The organism is Pontibacter chitinilyticus (assembly GCF_039748935.1).
GTDB classification, from domain to species: Bacteria; Bacteroidota; Bacteroidia; order Cytophagales; family Hymenobacteraceae; genus Pontibacter; species Pontibacter chitinilyticus.
On record NZ_JBDIZJ010000002.1, the window covers coordinates 249,026 to 270,728 of the forward strand.

General features: G+C 51.7%; 16 protein-coding genes. 13 read left to right on the forward strand and 3 right to left on the reverse strand.

Going from position 1 to position 21,703, the window contains the following annotated elements; all coding sequences use genetic code 11:
* The first annotated feature begins 270 nt into the window (after positions 1 to 270).
* Positions 271 to 1,635, forward strand: coding sequence for a mechanosensitive ion channel family protein (locus ABDW72_RS04710; protein ID WP_347157306.1), 1,365 nt, complete (start codon positions 271 to 273; stop codon positions 1,633 to 1,635).
* 103 nt (positions 1,636 to 1,738) lie between these two features.
* The gene (locus ABDW72_RS04715; protein ID WP_347157307.1) at positions 1,739 to 2,671 is read left to right on the forward strand and encodes a glutamate--tRNA ligase family protein; all 933 of its coding nucleotides are present in this window, start codon (positions 1,739 to 1,741) and stop codon (positions 2,669 to 2,671) included.
* 513 nt (positions 2,672 to 3,184) lie between these two features.
* Here ABDW72_RS04715 and ABDW72_RS04720 read toward each other — a convergent pair.
* Both ABDW72_RS04720 and ABDW72_RS04725 read right to left on the reverse strand, forming a co-directional pair.
* The gene (locus ABDW72_RS04720; protein ID WP_347157308.1) at positions 3,185 to 4,147 is read right to left on the reverse strand and encodes a ketopantoate reductase family protein; all 963 of its coding nucleotides are present in this window, start codon (positions 4,145 to 4,147) and stop codon (positions 3,185 to 3,187) included.
* Positions 4,148 to 4,232: 85 nt separating this feature from the next.
* Positions 4,233 to 5,231: an alpha/beta hydrolase gene (locus tag ABDW72_RS04725; protein WP_347157309.1), complete on the reverse strand. Its 999-nt coding sequence runs from the start codon at positions 5,229 to 5,231 to the stop codon at positions 4,233 to 4,235.
* A 229-nt stretch (positions 5,232 to 5,460) separates the two neighbouring features.
* Here ABDW72_RS04725 and ABDW72_RS04730 point away from each other — a divergent pair, with 229 nt between their 5' ends.
* Both ABDW72_RS04730 and ABDW72_RS04735 read left to right on the forward strand, forming a co-directional pair.
* Positions 5,461 to 6,306 carry a phospholipase A gene (locus ABDW72_RS04730; RefSeq protein ID WP_347157310.1) on the forward strand — a complete coding sequence of 282 codons (846 nt, stop codon included), beginning with the start codon at positions 5,461 to 5,463 and terminating at the stop codon, positions 6,304 to 6,306.
* A gap of 797 nt (positions 6,307 to 7,103) precedes the next feature.
* The gene (locus ABDW72_RS04735) at positions 7,104 to 8,606 is read left to right on the forward strand and encodes a YfcC family protein (RefSeq protein WP_347157311.1); all 1,503 of its coding nucleotides are present in this window, start codon (positions 7,104 to 7,106) and stop codon (positions 8,604 to 8,606) included.
* Positions 8,607 to 8,665: 59 nt separating this feature from the next.
* Here the strand turns inward: ABDW72_RS04735 and ABDW72_RS04740 are convergent, their stop codons facing one another.
* Positions 8,666 to 9,142, reverse strand: coding sequence for a hypothetical protein (locus ABDW72_RS04740; protein WP_347157312.1), 477 nt, complete (start codon positions 9,140 to 9,142; stop codon positions 8,666 to 8,668).
* Between the two features lie 582 nt (positions 9,143 to 9,724).
* Here ABDW72_RS04740 and ABDW72_RS04745 point away from each other — a divergent pair.
* The 9 genes from ABDW72_RS04745 to ABDW72_RS04785 all read left to right on the forward strand — a co-directional run bounded on the left by ABDW72_RS04745 (position 9,725) and on the right by ABDW72_RS04785 (position 21,669).
* Positions 9,725 to 10,426 (forward strand): haloacid dehalogenase type II, encoded by a 702-nt coding sequence (locus ABDW72_RS04745; RefSeq protein WP_347157313.1) that lies wholly within the window; start codon positions 9,725 to 9,727, stop codon positions 10,424 to 10,426.
* Between the two features lie 246 nt (positions 10,427 to 10,672).
* Entirely contained in the window at positions 10,673 to 11,089 is a 417-nt protein-coding gene (locus tag ABDW72_RS04750) for an ester cyclase (protein ID WP_347157314.1), read from the forward strand.
* 110 nt (positions 11,090 to 11,199) lie between these two features.
* A complete protein-coding gene (locus tag ABDW72_RS04755) occupies positions 11,200 to 11,769 on the forward strand; it encodes a hypothetical protein (protein ID WP_347157315.1) in 570 nt (189 codons plus the stop codon).
* A gap of 290 nt (positions 11,770 to 12,059) precedes the next feature.
* A complete protein-coding gene (mfd, locus tag ABDW72_RS04760; RefSeq protein ID WP_347157316.1) occupies positions 12,060 to 15,431 on the forward strand; it encodes a transcription-repair coupling factor in 3,372 nt (1,123 codons plus the stop codon).
* 194 nt (positions 15,432 to 15,625) lie between these two features.
* Positions 15,626 to 16,825, forward strand: coding sequence for a PAS domain-containing protein (locus tag ABDW72_RS04765; protein WP_347157317.1), 1,200 nt, complete (start codon positions 15,626 to 15,628; stop codon positions 16,823 to 16,825).
* A gap of 213 nt (positions 16,826 to 17,038) precedes the next feature.
* Positions 17,039 to 19,717 carry a PAS domain-containing sensor histidine kinase gene (locus ABDW72_RS04770; RefSeq protein WP_347157318.1) on the forward strand — a complete coding sequence of 893 codons (2,679 nt, stop codon included), beginning with the start codon at positions 17,039 to 17,041 and terminating at the stop codon, positions 19,715 to 19,717.
* On the forward strand, positions 19,714 to 20,124 hold the full coding sequence (locus ABDW72_RS04775) for a response regulator (protein WP_347157319.1): 411 nt from the start codon (positions 19,714 to 19,716) through the stop codon (positions 20,122 to 20,124). The genes ABDW72_RS04770 and ABDW72_RS04775 overlap by 4 nt, the downstream gene beginning before the upstream one ends.
* Positions 20,125 to 20,246: 122 nt before the next feature.
* The gene (locus tag ABDW72_RS04780) at positions 20,247 to 21,041 is read left to right on the forward strand and encodes a hypothetical protein (protein WP_347157320.1); all 795 of its coding nucleotides are present in this window, start codon (positions 20,247 to 20,249) and stop codon (positions 21,039 to 21,041) included.
* Between the two features lie 193 nt (positions 21,042 to 21,234).
* Positions 21,235 to 21,669, forward strand: a complete 435-nt coding sequence (locus ABDW72_RS04785; protein ID WP_347157321.1) for a hypothetical protein — start codon at positions 21,235 to 21,237, stop codon at positions 21,667 to 21,669.
* The last annotated feature ends 34 nt before the right edge of the window (positions 21,670 to 21,703 follow it).

A 21,703-nucleotide genomic window follows, 5' to 3' on the forward strand; every position in this document is an offset into this window, starting at 1 on the left:
TAAATTTAGAAGTAGCGGGTACTATGATGGGATAAGATAGTGAATACGCAGCAAAAACAAAAAAGCCCCTTGCTAAAAGATTAACCCATCATCTGTTACCTGTAAATAATTTGAGGATGCTTTTCAAGAGCCGTTTTATACTTAGCTGCCTTGGTGGCCAAGGCAAAAACGACAACCTGCTACACCAGAGCCCCCACACGCCGTATTTGTTCCGTATAGAAAGAAGATTACCAGCCCGACACCAAGCGATTAACAGAAACGATGTAAACAATGCCATACAACAGGAGAAAGATCAGCAGGACACGAACAACGCAGGCAAATACCCAAAACCGCAGCAGTGTAACCCCGCAAAGAGCAGGCGAACGAGGGTACCGCGCACCTGCAGCAGCGCGGCGCCGTCGTAATATCCGGAAGCAGAAACCAACCTCCGGCTCGGCTGTGAAGGGGGCCGAAAACAGGTTGAAGAATTTCAAGCAGGCTTCTATTCTGGCGGTGGCTATTACAGGCTTTATGATGCTGATATTTGCGCCAAGCGAAGCAGGTCTGGCGCCGCAGGATATGGCCGGGCAGGAGGTCTCCAGTTCCATCGATACCACCACTATCCTCGAAGATACAACTGCACTTACCACAGCATCTGACACCCTGACAACGCAATCAAGTACAGAATCCGCACACGAAGCAATCGGCGCTTTGCAGAACCTGTGGAACGGTTTCCTCTACAACCTGCCTAAAATACTGATTGCTTTTGCAACACTGGCACTTGCCTGGGGCGTGGTGCGGCTCCTTAAAACCGTGCTGCAACGTACCTTAGGGCACTGGAGCAGTGCTAATGCTACCATCTCGCTGGTGTCTATTGCCGTGTGGCTGCTCGCCATTGGGGTGGCACTAAGCGTAGTAGCCGGCGATATCCGCGCGCTGTTAGGATCCCTTGGCTTGATAGGTCTGGCCTTATCCTGGTCGCTGCAAACACCTATTGAGAGCTTTACGGGCTGGCTGCTCAACTCTTTCCAGGGTTACTACCGCGTTGGCGACCGGGTGCAGGTGGGAGATGTTTTTGGGGATGTATATGAAATAGATTTTCTCACCACTACTGTCTGGGAGATCGGCTCCCCGTACCAACCCGGCTTTGTACAGGCCGAGCAACCGACCGGACGCATGGTTACTTTCCCCAATAATGAAATTTTAACCGGTACAGTTATTAACCTGACCGGCGATTTTCCTTTTGTTTGGGACGAGTTAGTGATTGCTGTTGCCAATGAATCAGACCTGAAACTGTCGATGGACGTACTGGAACGCGTGTCAGATAGCATACTGGGAAGCTACATGGCCGAACCCACGCGAAAGTATGCCGCCTTGCTGAAGCGAGCCGGTCTCGACGATCACGTACCGGCAAAGCCTCAGGCCTTTCTATCGCTCCAGGACTCCTGGACCAACATTACGATCCGGTACCTCGTGAATGCCCGGGAACGCCGCAAATGGAAAAGCGCGTTAACATTACAGATCACGCAGGAGCTGAGCAAGCCTGCCTATCTTAACAGGATTATACCTGTCTATCCGCGGCAGCAGGTGCAGTTTATCAATACGGCCGGCATTCCGGTAGATACAGCATCTTACAACAGCAACGGGCAGAGCTGAATGTAAGACCTGTTCCGCTTTCCAGAGCAGATAGCAATAAAGATTTATGTGCAGAGAAGAAGCGCCCTGTTTATACTTGCAAAAAGTAATTGTCAGCAACTAGTTGAATACGCCTCCTAAACTCAGAACCCGCCTTGCTCCTACCCCGAGCGGCTACCTGCACCTTGGCAATGTGCTGTCGTTTGCATTCACGTGGGCGCTGGCGCGGAAGCAAGGCGGCACCGTGGTGCTGCGCATCGACGATCTGGACAATACCCGCTTCCGGCAGGAGTACCTGCAGGACATTTTTGATACGCTGCATTTTCTGGGCATCGACTACGACGAAGGGCCACAGGATGCCCGCGATTTTACCCAAAGCTATTCCCAACTGCTCCGGCTTCCGCAGTACCATGCGCTGCTGCAGCAATTAGCCGAAGCGGGGCTGCTGTATGCCTGCAGTTGCTCCCGCAGCCAGATAGCTGCTTTAGCGGCAGATGGCCGTTACCCCCTCACCTGCCGCCCGAAACAACTGCCGCTGCATACGCCTGCTGCGGCGTGGCGCATCGTGGTTCCGGAGGATACGGTCATCTCTTTTCAGGACCTGCTGCTGGGCAGTTGCCACGTACCTTTAGCGCAGCAGATGCCCGACTTTGTTGTGCGCCGTAAAGACTGTTTCCCCGCTTACCAAGTCGCTTCAGTTTGCGATGACCTGCAGATGGGCATTACCCAGGTGGTGCGGGGCGAGGACCTGCTGGCTTCTACGGCGGCACAGCTATACCTTAGCGAGTGCGCCGGTGCAACTGCTTTTTCAAGTATAAACTTCCTGCACCATCCTATCCTGCACGAGCCAGATGGCAGCAAGCTTTCCAAATCGCACGACTCCCTTTCTATTTACGAGATGCGGAAGCAGGGCATCAAAGCCGGGGCAGTATGGCAGCAACTGGCGCAGGTGCTGGGTTGGCAGCCGGAGGGCATCACGACGGCCGCCAGCTTCCTGGCCCGGTTCCAACTCGACGAAATGTCGCTTCAATTAAAGCAACCGGTTATCATACCCTGAACTGCAACTGCTACTTGGATTCGTTTCATACTAGTCTTCCCGCAGCCACAAAAGATCACACTGCTTTTATATTGCTCCTAGCACAGCATTCAGGATAATAAACCGAGCAGATTAATGCCATTTTTGATAGTATGAACAGCTCTTTATTACCTATAATAAAAATTATCATTTATTTTGTTGATAAATTTGCAAACAAATAAATGATTTCGTACGTTTGTCATATCAGAAGCACACATTGTAGGGTGTTGAAACTGGCAGACAAGCCCTCCTCTCTCGGGGGTGGAGATTTTGGGATAAAGCCGCTAAATTGACTTGCATAAAAAGATATTTGGCCTAACTACTCCGTGAAGGTTCGATTCCTTCCCCTACAGCAAAAACGCCTCCTCAGAAGTACTTCTGAGGAGGCGTTTATTTTATACCCAACGACATGCACATTGCCTGCAACGCTTGCCTCCGGACCTTGGCTGCACAGCAGTAGAGTAGCGACGTAATTTTAAGTATAAGTATGAAGCCTTAGGTGCTTTTATTGGCCTGGCTTTGTTGCTGTAAGGCTGCATACAGCCGTGCGTAGGTAGGCACTGGCACCTGCAATCGTTGTCCTTCGCGCACCACGTAACCTGTTAGAGACTCTAGTTCTGTTTTACCCCCTTTTTGAAAATCGCTGTGCATCGAAGACGTGGCCTCGTAGGGCAGGCTGGCCATACGGCTGAGCATCGTTGGCAGCAGGTCGTTGGGCAGCAGAATACCTTTGGCGCGAGCTACGGCCTGCAGCTCCTCCAGCAATGCCTGCAGCAGTTGCTTTTGCTCCGGCTGTGCCACAATCGCACCCATACTCGTGTCGAGGTAGGACGTAGCGGTGGCAACGGCAGAAATAAATAGGAACTTAGTCCAGATAGTTTGCTGGATGTCCAGAGCTATTTCAGCCTGAAAGTCTGCCGCCTGGAAAATGTGCTCCACCTGCCGCAGCTTCGCTTCCGCTGCATCGGCAGCCCCAAAGTATAACCGGCCAATGCCACCGCTTTCTTTTACCACACCGGGCGCTGCCAGGCGGGCCACCACATATACGCATCCCTCCCATATCTGCGCTTCGGGGAACAGCTGTGCGATGCGGGCTGGCGCATCTACCCCGTTCAGCAGCGGCAGAATGATGGTGCTTTTGCCGATGGCAGGCTGTACGCGCTGCAGGCTTTCTTCCAGATCATAGCTTTTCACGCAGCAGATCAGCAGGTCTACAGGCTGAAGTGCTGTGGGATCATAGGTGACGTAAGCCGGATGCGCCACCAGGTCGCCTTGTGTGGTTTGCAGTTGCAGGCCGCCTTCCGCAATGCGGGCAGCATGGGCGCCACGGGCAAAAAAACCTACTTCTACCGCTGCATCACCGGCATAACGGGCTGCCAGTTTGCCCCCGAAGTATCCCCCCACACCACCTATACCCAGAACCAGAATCCGAAAAGTTTCTTTTTGTTTGTTTTCCATTATGTGTTCTCTACTATACCTGCTAAGTATCGTACTTTGCTATGCATCGTGCAGGTATACTTATACTGTTCAACCGGAAAGATGGCTATTTTAAGGTTGGAGCGCAAGCGGCTGCTTCTACAGGCAACTCGGTCTTCACTGCAAAAACAGTACAGAGTTCCTGGTTCACAAGCCGTATGGCATCTCGTGACTCCTGCAGAAAACGGGGCATCATCAACACAAAATCATGTATCATGCCAGCGTACTCTCTGTGCACCACCCGGATGCCGGCTTCCTGGAGTTTTGCTGCGTAAAAATTCCCCTCGTCCCGCAAGGGGTCGTGCTCGGCGGTAATGATCACAGCTGGTGGCAAACCTTGCGGATCCGCATACACCGGAGAACAGTAGGGATCTTTGCGGTCGTGACCTGGTGGCAGGTAGGCCCGGCCAAACGCCATCATCAACTCGGGGGTAAGCAGGTAGCCTTTGTTCTCCTGGCTCATAGAGCTGGTACCGCCAGTAAAATCCAGCGACGGGTACAGCAGCGTCTGGTGCAGAATTGCGGGGCTTCCTTTGTCACGAGCCATCAGCGACACGACTGCTGCCAGGTTACCACCGGCACTTTCGCCACCAACAGCCAGTTTGCTGCCATCACCGCCAAGTGTATGTGCATTTGCCGCCAGCCAACTAGTCGCTTCGTAACAATCGTTGAGACCGCGCGGAAAAGGATATTCCGGTGCCAGCCGGTATTGCACCGACACGACCAAACAGTGCGACTGTTCCGATATCTTCTTACAAAAATTGTCGCGCACATCAAAGCTGCCGACCATAAAGCCGCCACCATGAAAGTATACCCACACTGGAAGCGGCGCGGTAACACCTGCAGGCGTAAAAACCCGGAGTGCGACCTGATGGCCATCTGTTGCCGTAAAGCTTGTATTGTAAGGCTCCTGCACCGAAGGCGACTTCAGCCCGGCAAAAGCATCCATAAACTTCATAAACCTATTGGCTGAGGCGCGCCGCTCCTTTAAAGTATAATTGGTCCTGTTCGCGTTTAGTTTGGTAACTCCGATGATCAGTTTTAAAGGAAAGGGGATATTCGACATGTTTGTTTTCAGCTTGGTTGTAGCAAAAGATGCTACACTAGTTTACGCTGGCAGTTGCCGTAATGATACCATCCTAAAAAAACACTGAAATTCCTGCTGCAAGCCCTTTCTACAGCTCATGTTCCGTGGCTGGCACGTTGTCGGCCGCTGCTCCTGCTTCTGCGTAGACAATAGCGTAGCAGCTTTAAAGCAGTTGTTGAACAATTTGTAACAGTTGATGAACAGCAGTATGGCTTCAGGAAGGAGTAAAGCACCGTATACCTGGTTAGCTGGCTTTTTTATACTTCTGGCCGTCGCATCCAGCAGCTATGGGCAGCAGCAAAAGCAAATCAATCACCAGATCGTAAAGCAGATGCTGCAGGAGGTGCCGCCCATCAGCATTTATGACGACAACTACTTTGTGACAGGAGCTGCTATTGGCCAAAAGCCCACCACAGAAAATGCGGACGTAAAGTACCAGGTAAGTGTAAAATACCGGTTCACAAACGCTGTCCTTCCGCTGCAGACCTACTTGTTTCTTGCGTATACCCAAAAAGCGTTCTGGAACATCTATCGCTTCTCCAGCCCTTTTAAAGAGATAAATTTCCATCCGGCGCTCGGTCTTGGCAAGCTTCTGCTCCACGACGGGGAACTGGTGGGCGCACTGGCGCTGCAGGTAGAGCATGAGTCGAACGGGCAGGATACGATAGGCTCCCGAAGCTGGAACTTTGTGTCCTTCAGCTACTCCGGTGTGCTGTCGCCGCGCTCCATCATTACGCTGAAAGCCTGGTATCCTTTTTTGTACAAAGGCGATAATCCGGATCTGATCAGTTACATTGGGTATGGCGAGGCAAAGTATACGTATGCGATCAAAAAAGACAAGCTGCTGCTGGAGGTATCGGGGCGAAAAGGTGCCACCCGGGACTGGAAAGGTAACCTGCAGGCGCAGCTAAGTTATAATCCTTTCAAAAAGCCTAACCTGTTTCTGATGCTCCAATGGTACCAGGGCTATGCTGAAAGCCTGAGCGACTATCGGCAGAAAACCAGCATAATCCGTGCGGGCGTCGGGATAAAACCTATCCATTATATCTACTAGCTCGTTCGCTGTTACCGCAATAAACAGCACCTTGCCGTTGCCAGCTATACTTGTACTTGCCCCTCCTCGGATTCTACAAGCCAGCAACTACAGGAGCAAGTATCTATACTTTTGCAGGATGTATACTGCCCACACTTCTATATTGAATCAAACACAAACAAATGCATCTTTACTTATAAATAATAAAATAATAAATTTATTTTATTGATAAATTTGCAAACAAATAAATGATTCCGTACGTTTGTCATATCAGAAGCACACATTGTAGGGTGTTGAAACTGGCAGACAAGCCCTCCTCTCTCGGGGGTGGAGATTTTGGGATAAAGCCGCTAAATTGACTTGCATAAAAAGACATTTTGCCTAACTACTCCGTGGAGGTTCGATTCCTTCCCCTACAGCAAAAAGCGGCCGCAGAAGTACTTCTGGGGCCGCTTTCATTTTAGCTGCCTGGTTAAAGTATAAACTCATACTTCGCTAGCGCTTTATTCTTCAGTCTGGCAGTGATCTTATACTTTGCAGCCAGCAACACCTCATACCCGTCTTGTACTGCTATTGCCGGATCTGCTTTACATCTTTACGGGCAATTTGTGGCATTTCTCACAGCTGCCTTCCAGAAGTAGCCGAATAGCCTTAACTGCCACTCTGTTCACCAGCATAAGAATACAGCAGCAGGCAATTCACAGTGTAGTGGTAACGCGGCACGACCAGTTTATACTAGCTGCTTCGTGGTATGATTTCTTCAAATAAAATTTCAGGATGGCCAGGGATGCGGTAAATTAGCGCCTCATTCCGCACACATGCTTTCTGATAGAAAAACTTTTTCACCCATCACCATCCTGATGCTTGTCACGCTGCTGGCGGCCGTAGCTACCTGGCTGCTGCCCGCCGGCAAGTATAACACGCTCTCCTACGAGCATGGCGACACCTTTACCGTAACGCAGCCCACCGGCGAGGTGCAGCTGCCATTTACGCAGCATACCCTCGATAGCCTCCATATCCGAATCCCACTTAATAAATTCTCAGAGGGAGCTATCCGCAAGCCGGTTTCTGTACCGGGTACTTACCACCAACTGCCGGAAAAGGCGCAGGGGCCGGTAGATGTGCTGCAGGCGCCACTCCGCGGCATTACCGACACAATTGACATCGTTCTCTTTTTGCTGGTGATCGGCGGGTTTATGAATGTTTTTCATGAAACAGGCGCTATGGTGAAGGGGCTGGCATATCTCTCCCGCTACATGAAAGGGCAGGAAGCATGGCTCATCATTATCCTGACCTTTCTGTTTTCCTTTGGCGGCTCTTCCTTTGGGATGGCGGAGGAGGCGCTGGTGTTTTACCCCATCATGGTGCCGCTTTTCCTGGCAGCCGGTTACGACCTGCTGGTGCCGGTGGCGGTGATCTTTGGTGGCACCCAACTGGGCGTGCTCTCCTCCTTTACTAATCCGTTTTCCACCATTATTGCCTCTAATGCCGCCGGCGTGAACTGGACTGACGGGCTAAACGGCCGTTTGCTGCTCTTTGTGCTGTCTACTGGCCTTACGATCTGGTACATTGTGCGCTATGCTAAAAAGGTGAAGCGCAACCCGGCAGCCTCGCTGGTAAACGTGTATGATGGAAAAGCAGCGCCGCTGCACGATGCCCTTGCCGCCGAAGAAACAACCGATCTGAAGCTGGAGCGCAGCACCCGCTGGCTGCTGTTGCTTTTCCTGAGCACGTTTCTGGTTATGATCGCGGGCGTGGTGTTTCTGGACTGGTGGCTTCTGGAAATGTCTACCCTCTTTCTGGCTTCGGCGCTGCTGCTGGCCTTGCTGCTGCGCATGAATGAGAGCGTGTTTATTGCCCGCTTTATAAAAGGAGCGGAAGACATGCTGGGCGTGGCTTTCATCATTGGCGTGGCCCGCGGCGTCACCATCATGCTCGACGAAGGGCAGATCAGCGATACTATCCTCTACCACTCTGCTCAACTGGTGGGCCACATGCCACCCACGCTGTTTGTAGTCGTGCTATTGCTTTTATTTATGGTTTTCACGCTGTTCATCTCCTCCTCGTCTGGTATGGCGGTATTAACCATGCCCATTATGGGTGCGCTGGCTGTGATGGTGAATGTGCCTGGCCGGGAGATCGTAAATGCTTACCTCTTCGGTATGGGTATCATGGGCTTTGTGACGCCTACGGGGCTGCTGCTGCCCTCACTCGCGCTGGTAAATGTAAGCTTTAGAGCTTGGTGGCGGTTTATTTACCCGCTGTTGCTGCTGTTATTTATACTTTGCAGTATGTTTCTGATAGCAGGCGTACAGCTATAGTGCCTCCTTTATTTTTGTGGGGATCAGCTTCCTGCCAGGTTTGGGCCTGCTGTAGCTTGTTACATTTCGGTCAGGTCACGCAGCTCTACTTGCAGGTCCTGAGCGATAGAAGTCAGTTGCTGCAGTGCCGGCTCTTTATTACTTTTCTGCAGCAGATGCAGTTTTTCGCCATTGGCAAGTTTCACAAAGCCGTCATACTTAACTGAGCGTGTTTGTGTCATAGAGGCCCTGGACTCTATCAGTTTGCTATAGTTGTTCCTCCTCAGAAAAAGAAACTCAAACCCAGGCAGCGGCTGCTTTTTGCCGAACTTGAGCCCCAGCAACAATACGCCTTCCCGATAGGTCTGCTGCTGCAGGTCAAACTCTACCATGTCGTACGTTAACAGAAAGCCAACTGCCACCGGTATTATCAGCCAGCCTGCCATGGAGCCTTCCAGAGTATAGATCAGCCCGACTAACAGCATAATCCAACTCAGCACACGGACACCGCCTGAGAAGTAGGTACCTGTTTTGTAGAGATAAGTGCGTTGTGTCATACGCTAGATTCCGGGCTTTTATACATCATCTCAACCTGTGTTTTGCGGTACTTACAAAACAAAGGTGAAGTACTGCCGGCAAAGCTAAAGAATATTGGCTGATGCACTAGTGTAAAAATCTATTTATGTGATTTACCTGCCACTTCTTAATCTTCTGTCGAGCATGAAAGAATGTAGGCAAACCATATGACGCTCTATGCAGCCCCTAAACAACAGATAATAATGGCAGTACCCGCTCACCAAGAACGCAGAGCGGGTACTAAAGACCGTTTACCTATAATAGAAACTCGATGCCAGAAAAGAAACAGGCTCTTTTTGCTAAATATGCTAAGAGATAAAAATAATCTGCTTGCAGGGGCTTATCGAAATTTAACATCAACTATGATGCAGTAAGAGCCCTGCCTCTTAAAACATGACGTTGGTTATTCTTGCCTAAAACCCCGGCTGAAAAGCAGAAGCATGAATACATTAATTCCTATTCTGCCCATAACTTACTAACACGCCAAACTGCCCTTCTGGGCTACAACACTGCCATTCCTGCACCAATCGCGTACAATGCTTTACGTACCAATTCCCGCTGCTATGCCTGCTAAACTTAACACCCAAACCCGACCCGCCGCACTGGTTTTTGATGTAAACGAGACCCTGCTGGACCTCTCAGAAATGCAAGAAGCTGTGAACAGCGCCTATGGCAATGAACTGGCTTTTAAGCTGTGGTTTTCGCACCTGCTTGAATACGCCTTAGTGGAGAATAGCACCAATAGCTACCACAATTTCAGCGCGGTAGGGAAGGCCGCCATGCAAATGATAACCGCAGTTACTGGGAAAGACGTGCCGGAGGCAACTCAAAAAGAGTTGCTCCAAATGATTAAAGAAACAAAGCCACACCCCGATGTTGCGGAGGGGCTCCAAAAGCTGCAGGACGCAGGTTTCTTAATGGCAACACTTACCAACTCTCCGGGCAAGTCAAGTTTTCCGCACCTGGAGCAGGTGAAGCTAAAGCAATATTTTAAGCAAATGCTGAGTGTAGATAGTGTGGAGAAATTTAAGCCCGCTGGCAGCACCTACCAATTTGCCGCTCAGCAGCTGGATGTGCCGCTCACTAACCTGATGCTGGTGGCTGCCCATGGCTGGGACATAGCGGGCGCCCTGCGCGCCGGGGCCCGGGCCGCTTTCATTGAGCGACCAGGAAAGGTACTTTATCCGCTAGCCCCAACGCCCGAGATAAAAGCCCCCACCATACTGGAACTGGCCGAAAAGTTAATCCAGCTTCCAAAAGCCTGAAAATTAAGCCGCAGACGTTACAGGTTTTACTTCCCTTTTATTTTAAAACACAAAGGGCCAGTCGGTTGAAGTCAACAACGATAGCTAAGGCTTTACTTTGCTCCCTTGCGGACACTATTCTCCCTCCAACACGTTATGTGCGCTGCCGCTGTAAAACATTTAAGTAAATGTACGTACACCATATAAGTATAAGTGCGGCAGCCACTATAGGTGCTGCACTACATGCCAGTACTTAAAACAAAAGAAATGAGCAAGCAGGATAATATCCAGACACAAAAGCAGTTTGGGGAAGCCGCCAACAACGGCAACCTACAGAAGTTCCATGAATTAATGTCGCCCGGTGTGGTAGACCATGACCCCGCACCAGACCAGGGCCCGGGCCCGGAGGGATTCATACACTTTTTCACCACGCTACGCAGCGCCTTCCCTGACTTAGAGATAAACGTGGACCACATGGTAGCCGACGAAGACAATGTAGCCATTGCCTACACCGTTACCGGCACGCACCAAGGCGACTTTATGGGCATACCGGCCACAGGAAAATCCATCAAAGCACGCGGCGTACAGATCGCCCGCTTCGAAAACGGAAAAATCGTAGAACGCTGGGGCAGCTCGGACGAGCTTGGCATGCTCAAGCAGATTGGTGCCAGCATAAAAGCGTAAGCTACTGTAGATAAATACATACCAGCGGCTGCCTTACTTAGAGTAAGGCAGCCGCTGGTATTTTCTGAAAAAACTAACTTAGACGAGAAATTCTGCTTTAGCTTTAAATTATGGTATTACTGATTTATATTACCACTGATATGGCTTATGCAGACACACTCCCAAGTTCAGTCATCAGGCTTTGCAGGGCCTTTAATGCTTGTAGTTTAGTATTTGTGATGATAGTGTGCCTGGATGTTTTTGTTTTACCAAGATCCAGCCACACTGAAAAGATACTTGCCAGGGAAGTGCACTATGTGATGGCCCGGACAAGATATAGTAACACGCCACATAAAACGTATTTAGACAATGTGATTCTCATCACAGAAAATTTCCGATACCCTTACCTATTTGATCCGAACGAAGGGGACTCGGCTCGGCTTGTCACCACCCGCATTTTTGGGATTGTGGAAACAGGCTATCTACGACCTGGCGGGATAGAGGAGGAGCTGAAACATGGCGCAGGAATATTCGGCTCACTTAAGTTTATACCTATTGCTTTCGGCCTAATCGCTGCTTTCGGGGTGGCTATGAGGCGTAACAAAGAGCAACTATTAAATGCAGCCGTGGTAAACGCACTCATCATTATTGTACAGCTTTTTATGGAAGGCTATATTCCAGACTTGTTAGCAATGATTTAAAAGACCTCATCCGCGAATCTCTCAACTCGCTTTAAAGCATGCTTGACATCAATCCAACTAAGACTTGCTTGCAAAATATAGCTCCAACTCCTAGCAAAATACCGCAACCTTCTCTCCCTCCTGTATGTTCTGATAAGACATGAAGTTATAGTATCTTTGTAATGGAAGGACTATAAACGACTAAACACCGTAGTTCAAAATAGCTTTAAGCAATAGCTATGTATATAGTTATTGCTTAAAGCTATTTTGCGTGTTTTGTCCAAATACTTTTGTTTTAAAACAGAATACTCTTGAAAGTTAAAGATTTTTTAGAGCTGTACCGCCTCGACAGCGTGGTGCAGACCATTGCCGAACGCCTGAAAGCCAACAAAGCTTACCGCCTGCAGCTCAAGGGTATGGCAGGCAGCCTGGATGCCGTGCTGGCCTCGGCCGTTTATACTATAAACCAGCAGCACCAGCTCTTTGTGATGCACGACCGGGAGGAAGCAGCTTATTTTTATACCGACCTCAAAAACCTGCTCGGCGAGGAGAAGGAGATCCTGCTGTTCCCGACCTCCTACAAGCGCCCCTATAGTTTCGATGATACCGAAAACGCCAACATCCTGATGCGGGCCGAGGTGCTCAACCGCCTCAACCAGAAAACCGGCAAAGGCGAGCTGATTGTGACCTACCCGGAGGCGCTGACGGAGAAGGTGATAAACAAGCAGTCGCTGGTGGAGAACACGCTGGGCGCCAAGATAGGCGAGAAGCTGGACACCACGTTCCTGAGCGAGATGCTGGCCGAATATGGCTTTGAGCGCACCGAGTTTGTGTACGAGGCGGGCCAGTACGCCGTGCGCGGCGGCATCGTGGACGTGTTTTCTTACGCCAACGACCTGCCCTATCGCATCGAGCTCTTCGGCGACGAAATTGAAAGTATACGCACCTTTGACCCGGACACGCAGCTGAGCGTGGAGACGAAGAAGGCGATCTCTATCATCCCGAACGTGCAGACGAAGCTGCTGCAGGAAACACGCGAGGCTTTTCTGGACTACCTGCCCGACAACACCAACATCTGGTTTAAGGATATCCGGCTAACGCTGGATGTGATTGAAGAGTATTTTGAGAAGGCTTCGCAAGCCTTTGAGAAGATGCTGGCGGGCAGCGCGGGCATGCAAATCGTGTCGGACCCGGAGCAGCTGTTCCAGACGCAGAAGCAGTTTAAAAAGCTGCTCGACAACTATAACATCATCGAAATCGGCAAACGCTTTCACTTCAAAAGCGCCGAGGTGCTGCAGCTGCAGGCTAAGCCGCAGCCGTCGTTCAACAAAGACTTTAAGCGGCTGGTGAAAGACCTGCACGAGCAGCAGGGAGATGGCTTTGCAAACATCATAGCCACGGATTCGCCACGCCAGATCAACCGCCTGACCATGATCTTTGACGAGCTGGACCACGACGTACGGTTCCAGCACCTGCCCATCTCGCTGCGCGAGGGCTTCATCGACCAGACCCTTAAGATCACTTGCTATACTGATCACCAGCTGTTCGACCGCTTTTACCAGCACAAGGCAAAAGAAGGCCATTCCAAGTCGAAGGCCATGACGCTGAAGGAGCTGCGTTCGCTGCAGCCCGGCGACTACGTAACGCACGTAGACTACGGCATCGGCCGCTTTGCAGGGCTGGAAAAAGTGGAAGTAGGCGGCCGGTTGCAGGAGGCCATTCGGCTGGTGTACCGCGACGACGATTTGCTGTACGTCAGCATCCACGCGCTGCACAAAATCAGCAAGTATAGCGGCAAAGAGGGCGGCCCGCCAAGTATGAGCAAGCTGGGCTCGCCGGAGTGGGAGAACAAAAAGAAGAAGGTCAAGAGCAAGGTAAAAGACATTGCCCACGAGCTAATCAGCCTCTACGCCAAGCGCAAGGCCGCGCCGGGCTACGCCTACTCCAAAGACGGTTTTCTGCAGGCCGAGCTGGAGTCGTCGTTCATCTATGAGGACACGCCGGACCAGGCAAAATCCACCGAGGACGTGAAAGCTGACATGGAGCAGCCCCACCCCATGGACCGGCTGGTGTGCGGCGATGTGGGCTTCGGCAAAACCGAGGTGGCCATTCGCGCCGCCTTCAAAGCCGCCTGCGACGGCAAGCAGGTGGCCATACTCGTGCCGACGACTATCCTGGCCATGCAGCACTACCGCACCTTCCGCGACCGGCTGGAGCAGTTCCCGGTGACGGTGGACTACATCAACCGCTTTAAAACCGCTAAGGATACCAAGGACACACTCAAGCGCGTGGCCGAGGGCAAGGTGGATATTCTCATTGGCACGCACCGCATCGTGAGCAAGGACGTCAAGTTCAAGGATTTGGGCCTGATGATCATTGACGAGGAGCAGAAGTTCGGGGTGAAGACGAAGGACAAGCTGAAGGAGATGAAAATCAATGTGGACACCCTCACCCTCACTGCCACGCCCATTCCGCGCACGCTGCACTTCTCGCTCATGGGCGCCCGCGACCTGAGCGTGATCGGCACGCCGCCGCCCAACCGCCAGCCCGTGAAAACGGAGCTGCACGTGTTCGACGAGGCGCTGATCCGCGACGCGATCGTGTATGAGATGAAGCGCGGCGGGCAGGTGTTTTTCGTGCACAACCGCATCAAGGACATCGAGGAAATCGCGGCGCTCATACTTCGCCTCGTGCCCGACTGCAAAGTGACGTATGCGCACGGCCAGATGGAGCCGGAGAAGCTGGAGAAGCGCATGATGAAGTTCGTGAACGGCGAGTACGACGTGCTGGTATCGACCAACATCATCGAATCAGGGCTGGACATTGAGAATGCTAATACCATCATCATCAACCGGGCGCATATGTTCGGGCTGTCGGACCTGCACCAGATGCGGGGCCGCGTAGGGCGCTCCAACAAAAAGGCTTTCTGCTATCTGCTCACGCCGCCGGTGGCCGGCCTGCCGAGCGACGCCCGCAAGCGCCTGAGCACGCTGGAAGAGTTCTCGGACCTGGGCGAGGGCTTTAAGATTGCCATGCGCGACCTTGACATTCGCGGAGCGGGCAACCTGCTGGGCGGCGAGCAGAGCGGCTTTATCACCGATCTGGGCTTTGAGATGTACCACCAGGTGCTTGACGACGCGATCAAAGAATTGAAAGAAACGGAATTCCGCGACTTGTTTCTGGGCGATAACCTGGAGCAGTTCATCGAGCCGGTGCGCGAGTGTACGATCGAAACAGACATGGAGGTGCTGATCCCCGACTGGTACGTGAGCAACATCTCTGAGCGCCTGAGCCTCTACAGCAAGCTCGACAGCACCAAAGACTTAGCAGAACTGGAGAAGCTGCGCGACAGCATCGTGGACCGCTTCGGCCCACTGCCCGAGCAGGTGCAGCAGCTCGTAGACATTGTGAAGCTGCGCTGGCAGGCCCAGCAACTTGGCTTCGAGAAGCTCACGATTAAAAAAGAGGTGCTGAAGGGCTACATCCCCTCCGAGAACAACGACGCCTACTTTCAGTCCGACATGTTTGGCCATATCCTCAAGTATGTGCAGCAGCACTCGCGCCGCTCCCGCCTGAAGGACTCCAAGCACAAGCTGATCGTGACCGTGGAGGACATCCGGAGTATAAAAGACGCCAAACAAGTGTTTGAGGGCTTCGGGATAAAAGAACTGGTGCCCTCCTGAATTGAACGGATTTCCTGTTCTGAGCAGGCATAAAGGCCGAACTGCAACATCAAGTAGAGGATACCGCCAGCCGGTGTATCCTCTACCTTTAATTTTTGCACTGATGCATACAATAAATAGTGCTAATGAATTGTTTTACATTGTCTTTTGTACTTTAATTACATCTTTAAAAATCTAGCCGGCACCAGCCATACATGCTTACTTATACCACCTCTCAGCCACCATGTTATGATAAGCTTTTTCAGGTAACACCTGGGCTGTACCTGGTACTGACGGCAGATTTTATAGTGGTGGATGCCACAGACAAGTATCTGCTGACAACCCTGACAACGCGGGAGCAGATCGTAGGGAAATGCATCTTCGATGTTTTTCCGGACAATCCGGACAATCCGGCCCATCCTGCGCTCCATTCGGCGCAGGCCCTGGAAGCATCGCTCAGGTATGTACTCCAGCACAAGCAGCCGCATAGTATGCCGGCTATTCAGTACGATATCATCGATAGAACCAGCCCTAATCACCCTTTTGTAGAACGGTATTGGAGCTTCACCAACTTCCCGGTACTGGATGAAAACCAGCAAGTATGTTACATCATGCATGAGAAGTATGATATAACAGCGCTGACTCAGTTGCAGGAAGGGCAGCACAGTATAAAAGAGCATCTCTCGCTGCTGCAAGATGCTGTTAGTGCTGTACACTGGGAGCATGACCTGGTGCACGATACGATAAACTGGGGCAATGGCGTTGCAGCCATACTTGGCTACACGCCCGAAGAAATGGGAACTAGCCTGGAGTCCTGGACAGCCCGCATACACCCGGATGATCTGCAGAAAACAGTCACAAGCCTGCTCAAAGCTATTGGCAACAAGATGTGGTCGGAAGAGTATCGGTTTAGGAAAGCCTCTGGTGCTTATGCTTATATGCTGGACCAGGGCTTCTTTGTCTATAAGCATGGGAAAGCTGTTAAGCTCGTCGGTTCGATGGTGGATGTGACAGCAAACAGACAGGTGGAGCAGGCGCTTAAAGAGAGCGACACGCGTTTTCTGACGCTCCTGGAATCTTTACCGCTGATGGCCTGGACAGCGGATACCCGTGGCAAGGTCCTATACTTCAATCAGAGCTGGTACAACTATACCGGCATGAAGCCCGGCCAGACAGATGGCTGGATAAATGTCGTGCATCCGGAAGACTCGCCCCAGGTGCTATCGGAATGGGCAGAAGCCATGAATACAGGCTTTTACCAGGTAGAATACCGCGTCAGAAGCTACCTGGATGGAACCTTCAGATGGTTTCTGGAGCAGGGGGTGCCTCTACGCGACGAGACAGGAAAGATCTTGCTCTGGATGGGCACCTACACGGACATAGACGACCAGAAGCAGCCGCTTGTAAAAATATAGCAAGCCTTTTTCCTTCGCGCCTTCTTTAAAAACGCCTCCGCCTGGCTGTAGTGCAGCCCTTAAGCTCTGGCAGACACAGCATACTGCAAGCCAGCATTGCCACTATTTTGCGCGACATGCTGTTCGCTGCTGCCAGTGTGTTATATTTACGTCTTTCCGGTAACGGAATTTTATACTTGTTCGCCATGCTTTTTTATGATAAACGCCACCGCAATGAAATCTGAACTTGATTTCAAGCAGCTTTTTCAGGCTTTGCCGGGGCTGTACCTGGTGCTCTCACCAGAGCTGCACGTATTGGCTGTTAGTGAGGCTTACCTGCAGGCCACCCACAGCAGCCGCGAAGCAATGGAGGGCAAGTATCTGCTTGACATGTTCCCCGAAAACCCGGAAACTACGCAAGTCAGATCGCAGGCAGCCGTAGAAGCCTCATTACGGCATGTGCTCAATCATAAAGAGCCCCACTATATAGCGGAGCAGCGCTATGATGTGCGTAACAAAAACGGCACCTTTGAGAGCCGCTACTGGCACCTGAGCAGCATTCCGGTGCTGCAGGCAACAGGTGAGATCAACTACATTATACATGAGGTGCGCGATATTACCAGCCACATAATGGCCGCACGCGAAATGAAAGCCTCGCGGGATAGTATTCACCTGCTGGCCAATGCTGCCGGCGGCACCACGTGGGAGTGCGACCTGGCTAACAACAAATTTACTTGGGGCAGCTCCTATAAAATGTTATTCGGCTACTCAGACGCAGACCTGGAAATAGCACCACAGCAATGGGAGGCACTGACGCACCCGGATGATTATGCTCACGTGCGCCAGACATTCCAGGAGGTGCTGCTGGCGCAGAGCCGTATCTTTTCGCTACAGTACCGCTTCCGCAAAGCAGACCATACGTATGCCAACGTGCTCAGTTGTGGCTATGTCCTCTATTCAGAGGCTGGCTCTCCCCTGCGCCTGGTGGGTTCTGTTATGGACCTGAGCCGGACGAAGGAATACGAGCAGAAGGTAAACGAAAGTAACGAGCGATTTGAGCGCATTGCCATGGCCACCAACGATGTGATCTGGGACTGGAACCTGCGCAGCAACGACATCTGGTGGAACGAAGGCTTTAAGACCGTTTTCGGGTATAAAGACGAAGAAATAGAGCCCACCATTATATCCTGGGAGCACCGGATTCACCCGGAAGACTACCTGCCTGTTAAGACCAGTATTGAGGCTGCGATCAGCACAGGCCAGAATATCTGGGAGTCAGAGTATAGGTTCCGCTGTGCCGATGGCACTTACAAGCTAATACATGACAAAGGCTACGTACTGCACGATCATGACGGAACACCTATCCGGATGGTGGGTGCGATGGAAGATATCACCGAAAAGCGCCAGCACGAGCAACGCCTTTTTGACAGCCTTGCCTGGGCAAAGGTTATCATGGAATCACTGCCGCTCATGACCTGGACTGCCCGGCCTGATGGCGCCACCGACTATTACAACCAGCGGTGGTACGATTATACCGGCACCACCTTTGATGAGCTGAAAGAATGGGGCTGGTCCACGATCATACACCCGGAAGATGCAGCAGCTACCACCAAAGCCTGGCAGCATGCCATCCGAACCGGCGAACCCCTGCTGGTGGAAAACCGCTGGAAAGCAGTGAGCAACGGGCAGTACCGCTGGTTTCTGGTGCGCGCCGTGCCGATAAAAGATGCGGAAGGAAATGTGACCATGTGGATCGGCACGCACACGGATATTGAAGAGCAAAAGCAGATACAGCTTGCCCTGGAAGAAAGCAATCAGAAGTTCCGGTTTCTGGCAGAGTCGATACCACAGATAATCTGGAGCGCGGAAGCGGACGGGCAGCATGATTACTTTAACAAGCGCTGGACAGACTACACAGGCAAAACAACAGAGGAAAGCACCAGAATGGAATGGCTGGAACTGGTATACCCCGATGATCAGCAGGGCATGCTGGAGCGCTGGCAATACTCGCTGCGCACCGGCGCTTTTTATGAAACGGAATTCCGGCTCATGAATGGCTTTACGGGTACTTACCGTTGGTTTCTGGGCCAGGCCATGCCCATGCGCAATGATAGCGGCGAAATAGTGAAATGGTTTGGCTCCAGCACCGACATAGAGGACCATAAGCGGGCCGAAGAAGAACTGGTGGAAAAAAACCTGGAGCTGCAGCGTATCAACCAGGACCTGGACAGCTTTGTATACACCGCCTCCCACGATTTAAAACTGCCGATCATCAACATGGGCGGCATTTTTGAAGAGTTGATGCGCACAGCCAGCTTTGCAGATCCGGAGGCAACCGGCATGATCCGCATGTTCAACAAATCGCTGCAGCAGCTTCACATCACGATCAATGAGCTATCGGAGGTCGTAAAAGTGCAGAAGACAAGCGGGCGCGCCATAGAGCAACTTAGCCTGCAGGAAATTACCGATGATGTACTGCTTAGCGTGCAGGACAGCATCCATAACGCGGGAGCCCGCATCTCTATTGATTTTTCGGAAGCTCCTGCGGTTCCTTTTACCCGCGCCAGCCTCAAAAGTGTGCTCTATAACCTGATCTGCAACGCCATCAAGTATAAATCGCCCGACCGCACACCGGAGATACACCTGAGCAGCGTGCAGAAGGGAGAGTACATAGAGCTGAAAGTGACTGACAATGGCTTAGGCATCGATATGAGCAAACACCAGAACAAGCTGTTCCAGATGTTCAAACGTTTTCATAACCATGTCAACGGTTCCGGGTTAGGATTGTACATTGTGAACAGGTTGCTCACCAACCACAACGGATATATTAACATAGAAAGCACCCTTAACGAGGGAACAACGTTTTACTTATACTTTAAGCAAAAGAAGGCCGAGCCTGCCAAACGAACATGAAGACACTGAATACGATCCTGCTGATCGACGATGACGAAACAACCAATTACCTCAATCACCGGTTGCTGTCGCGCATGAACGTTGCCCCGGACATCCGGGTGGTAACCAACGGAGAGGAGGCGATCGAGTACCTCAACAAAGCATTTGCCGCCGTAGAGGACTACCCGCTTCCCGAACTCATTTTTGTAGACATCAAAATGTCGGTGATGGATGGCTTTGAGTTTCTGGAAGAGTACCAGCAGTTTCCGGAGGAGCAAAAACGGCAGATCGTGATGCTGATGCTCACCTCCTCTGCCAGTTTCTATGACCTTGAGAAGCTGAAGGCTTTCCCGGATGTGCGCCAGCATTTTTCCAAGCCGCTCGCCGAGGGCGACGTGCGCGAACTCCTGCAGACTTATTTCGGCTAAATTCGCAGGCGCCGGGCTGCGCCTTTGCGGGCCGTACAAACTATAGCTACCGAACAACGTACAAATAAATCTGCAGCAGCGGAATTATTGTATTGAGATTCACTTTATTAAACACCTTAGCTATGGAAAACACACCAGGAATAACAAATGGAACGGGCGGCGAAAACCAACGCATTGGCCGGGAATTATATAACAAAGATCAGGAAAAGCAGCAGACAAATCAGCGCTACGGTTACCGTGGCGACCAGAACCGGGAATGGGATGCCGGCAACTATTTTCACACCGGACCCAGCAACCGCGGCGCACAGGATGACCGCAATTATACCCGGGGTGGTGCCAGCAATACATCTTACAACCAAGGCCAAAATGCTCACCTGGACGACCATTATGGCAGCACCAACAGTCCTTACCGTAACGAACAGCGCTTTATTAACCACGGCAACCACGACGACTATAACAACAACTATAACCGCCAGGGAGGCTTTGTAAGTGGTGAGCGCCCAGGCAATTACAACGATATAAACAACGATACCCGCAACGATGTATGGCGGGACGGCCCCGGCACCCGCAGCCGCTACAAAGAGGATGATTACCGCTACGGCAGTGGCTCACATAACTGGTACCGCGAAGGCCGTTATACACCAGACCAGGAGCATACGTCGCATGACAAGCGCGGCTTCTTTGAGCGGGTAAAGGACGGATGGAATGACATCATGCATTCCGACGACCCGAACTATACCTCGCACGACCATACCCAGCACAACCGCTTCGACCGCGAACGCCGCGGCTCCGAGGTATTCCGCGACCGTCATTTTGACCGCGGCTATGAGAACGGACCGCGTTGGGCCGATAGATCTGATTCGGGCAACGACGATCGGTATAACGACACGGACCGGAACCAACGCTACCGCAGATAGCACCGTATAAACGCCAGATTAAGTAAATTTGGTAATAGCTTAGTTTTAGCACAGAAAGCCAGCCCCGGGGTTGGCTTTCTTTTTTGGTCGAAATTACTTATATTGCCATACAGGCGGTTCGAACATCCTCTCCATCAGCGCGTACATGTTAATACAAATCGCCAAATTCATTGTTCCATCAAATCAGATAGTTATGCAGTACGAGGAAAACGATCCACGGCACCCCCGATACCAGGAGCACCCGCACCAGCGACGACCGGAACGACCACAAAGGCACCAGGAAGAATACTTCAATGACTTCAGGAGCCGCTGGGGCGATCCGACTCCCATCTTCTCTCCACCGGGGGCAGAGTGGTACCTTAACCAAGGAAACCGATACCCGGGCGAAGGCCGCCTGCACAACCGTGAGGAATGGCTGCCCAACCAGCGCCGCCCGGAGCCAGCTAACCGGCAAAGGCAGCAGGAGCAGAACGAACGTCCTCCTGTATGGCGCCAGCGCGATGTACATTTTGACAGAAGCAACCAGCACGCCAACGATCGCTGGCAAAATGATAACACCATGCCGCACCCCAACGAAGACCGGCCATGGCGCCGCGACGAGTACCGCGATGACCGCCAGAGGCGATAACATATAGTATAAGAACGCCCCGCTACCCACACTG

Bases quoted from the DNA above. Each gene is read 5' to 3' on its own strand.
- ABDW72_RS04710 (WP_347157306.1), top strand. From the start codon at position 271: ATGCCATACAACAGGAGAAAGATCAGCAGGACACGAACAACGCAGGCA.
- ABDW72_RS04720 (WP_347157308.1), bottom strand. From the start codon at position 4,147: ATGGAAAACAAACAAAAAGAAACTTTTCGGATTCTGGTTCTGGGTATA.
- ABDW72_RS04725 (WP_347157309.1), bottom strand. From the start codon at position 5,231: ATGTCGAATATCCCCTTTCCTTTAAAACTGATCATCGGAGTTACCAAA.
- ABDW72_RS04730 (WP_347157310.1), top strand. From the start codon at position 5,461: ATGGCTTCAGGAAGGAGTAAAGCACCGTATACCTGGTTAGCTGGCTTT.
- ABDW72_RS04735 (WP_347157311.1), top strand. From the start codon at position 7,104: ATGCTTTCTGATAGAAAAACTTTTTCACCCATCACCATCCTGATGCTT.
- ABDW72_RS04740 (WP_347157312.1), bottom strand. From the start codon at position 9,142: ATGACACAACGCACTTATCTCTACAAAACAGGTACCTACTTCTCAGGC.
- ABDW72_RS04745 (WP_347157313.1), top strand. From the start codon at position 9,725: ATGCCTGCTAAACTTAACACCCAAACCCGACCCGCCGCACTGGTTTTT.
- ABDW72_RS04750 (WP_347157314.1), top strand. From the start codon at position 10,673: ATGAGCAAGCAGGATAATATCCAGACACAAAAGCAGTTTGGGGAAGCC.
- ABDW72_RS04755 (WP_347157315.1), top strand. From the start codon at position 11,200: ATGGTATTACTGATTTATATTACCACTGATATGGCTTATGCAGACACA.
- ABDW72_RS04765 (WP_347157317.1), top strand. From the start codon at position 15,626: ATGCTTACTTATACCACCTCTCAGCCACCATGTTATGATAAGCTTTTT.
- ABDW72_RS04770 (WP_347157318.1), top strand. From the start codon at position 17,039: ATGAAATCTGAACTTGATTTCAAGCAGCTTTTTCAGGCTTTGCCGGGG.
- ABDW72_RS04775 (WP_347157319.1), top strand. From the start codon at position 19,714: ATGAAGACACTGAATACGATCCTGCTGATCGACGATGACGAAACAACC.
- ABDW72_RS04780 (WP_347157320.1), top strand. From the start codon at position 20,247: ATGGAAAACACACCAGGAATAACAAATGGAACGGGCGGCGAAAACCAA.
- ABDW72_RS04785 (WP_347157321.1), top strand. From the start codon at position 21,235: ATGCAGTACGAGGAAAACGATCCACGGCACCCCCGATACCAGGAGCAC.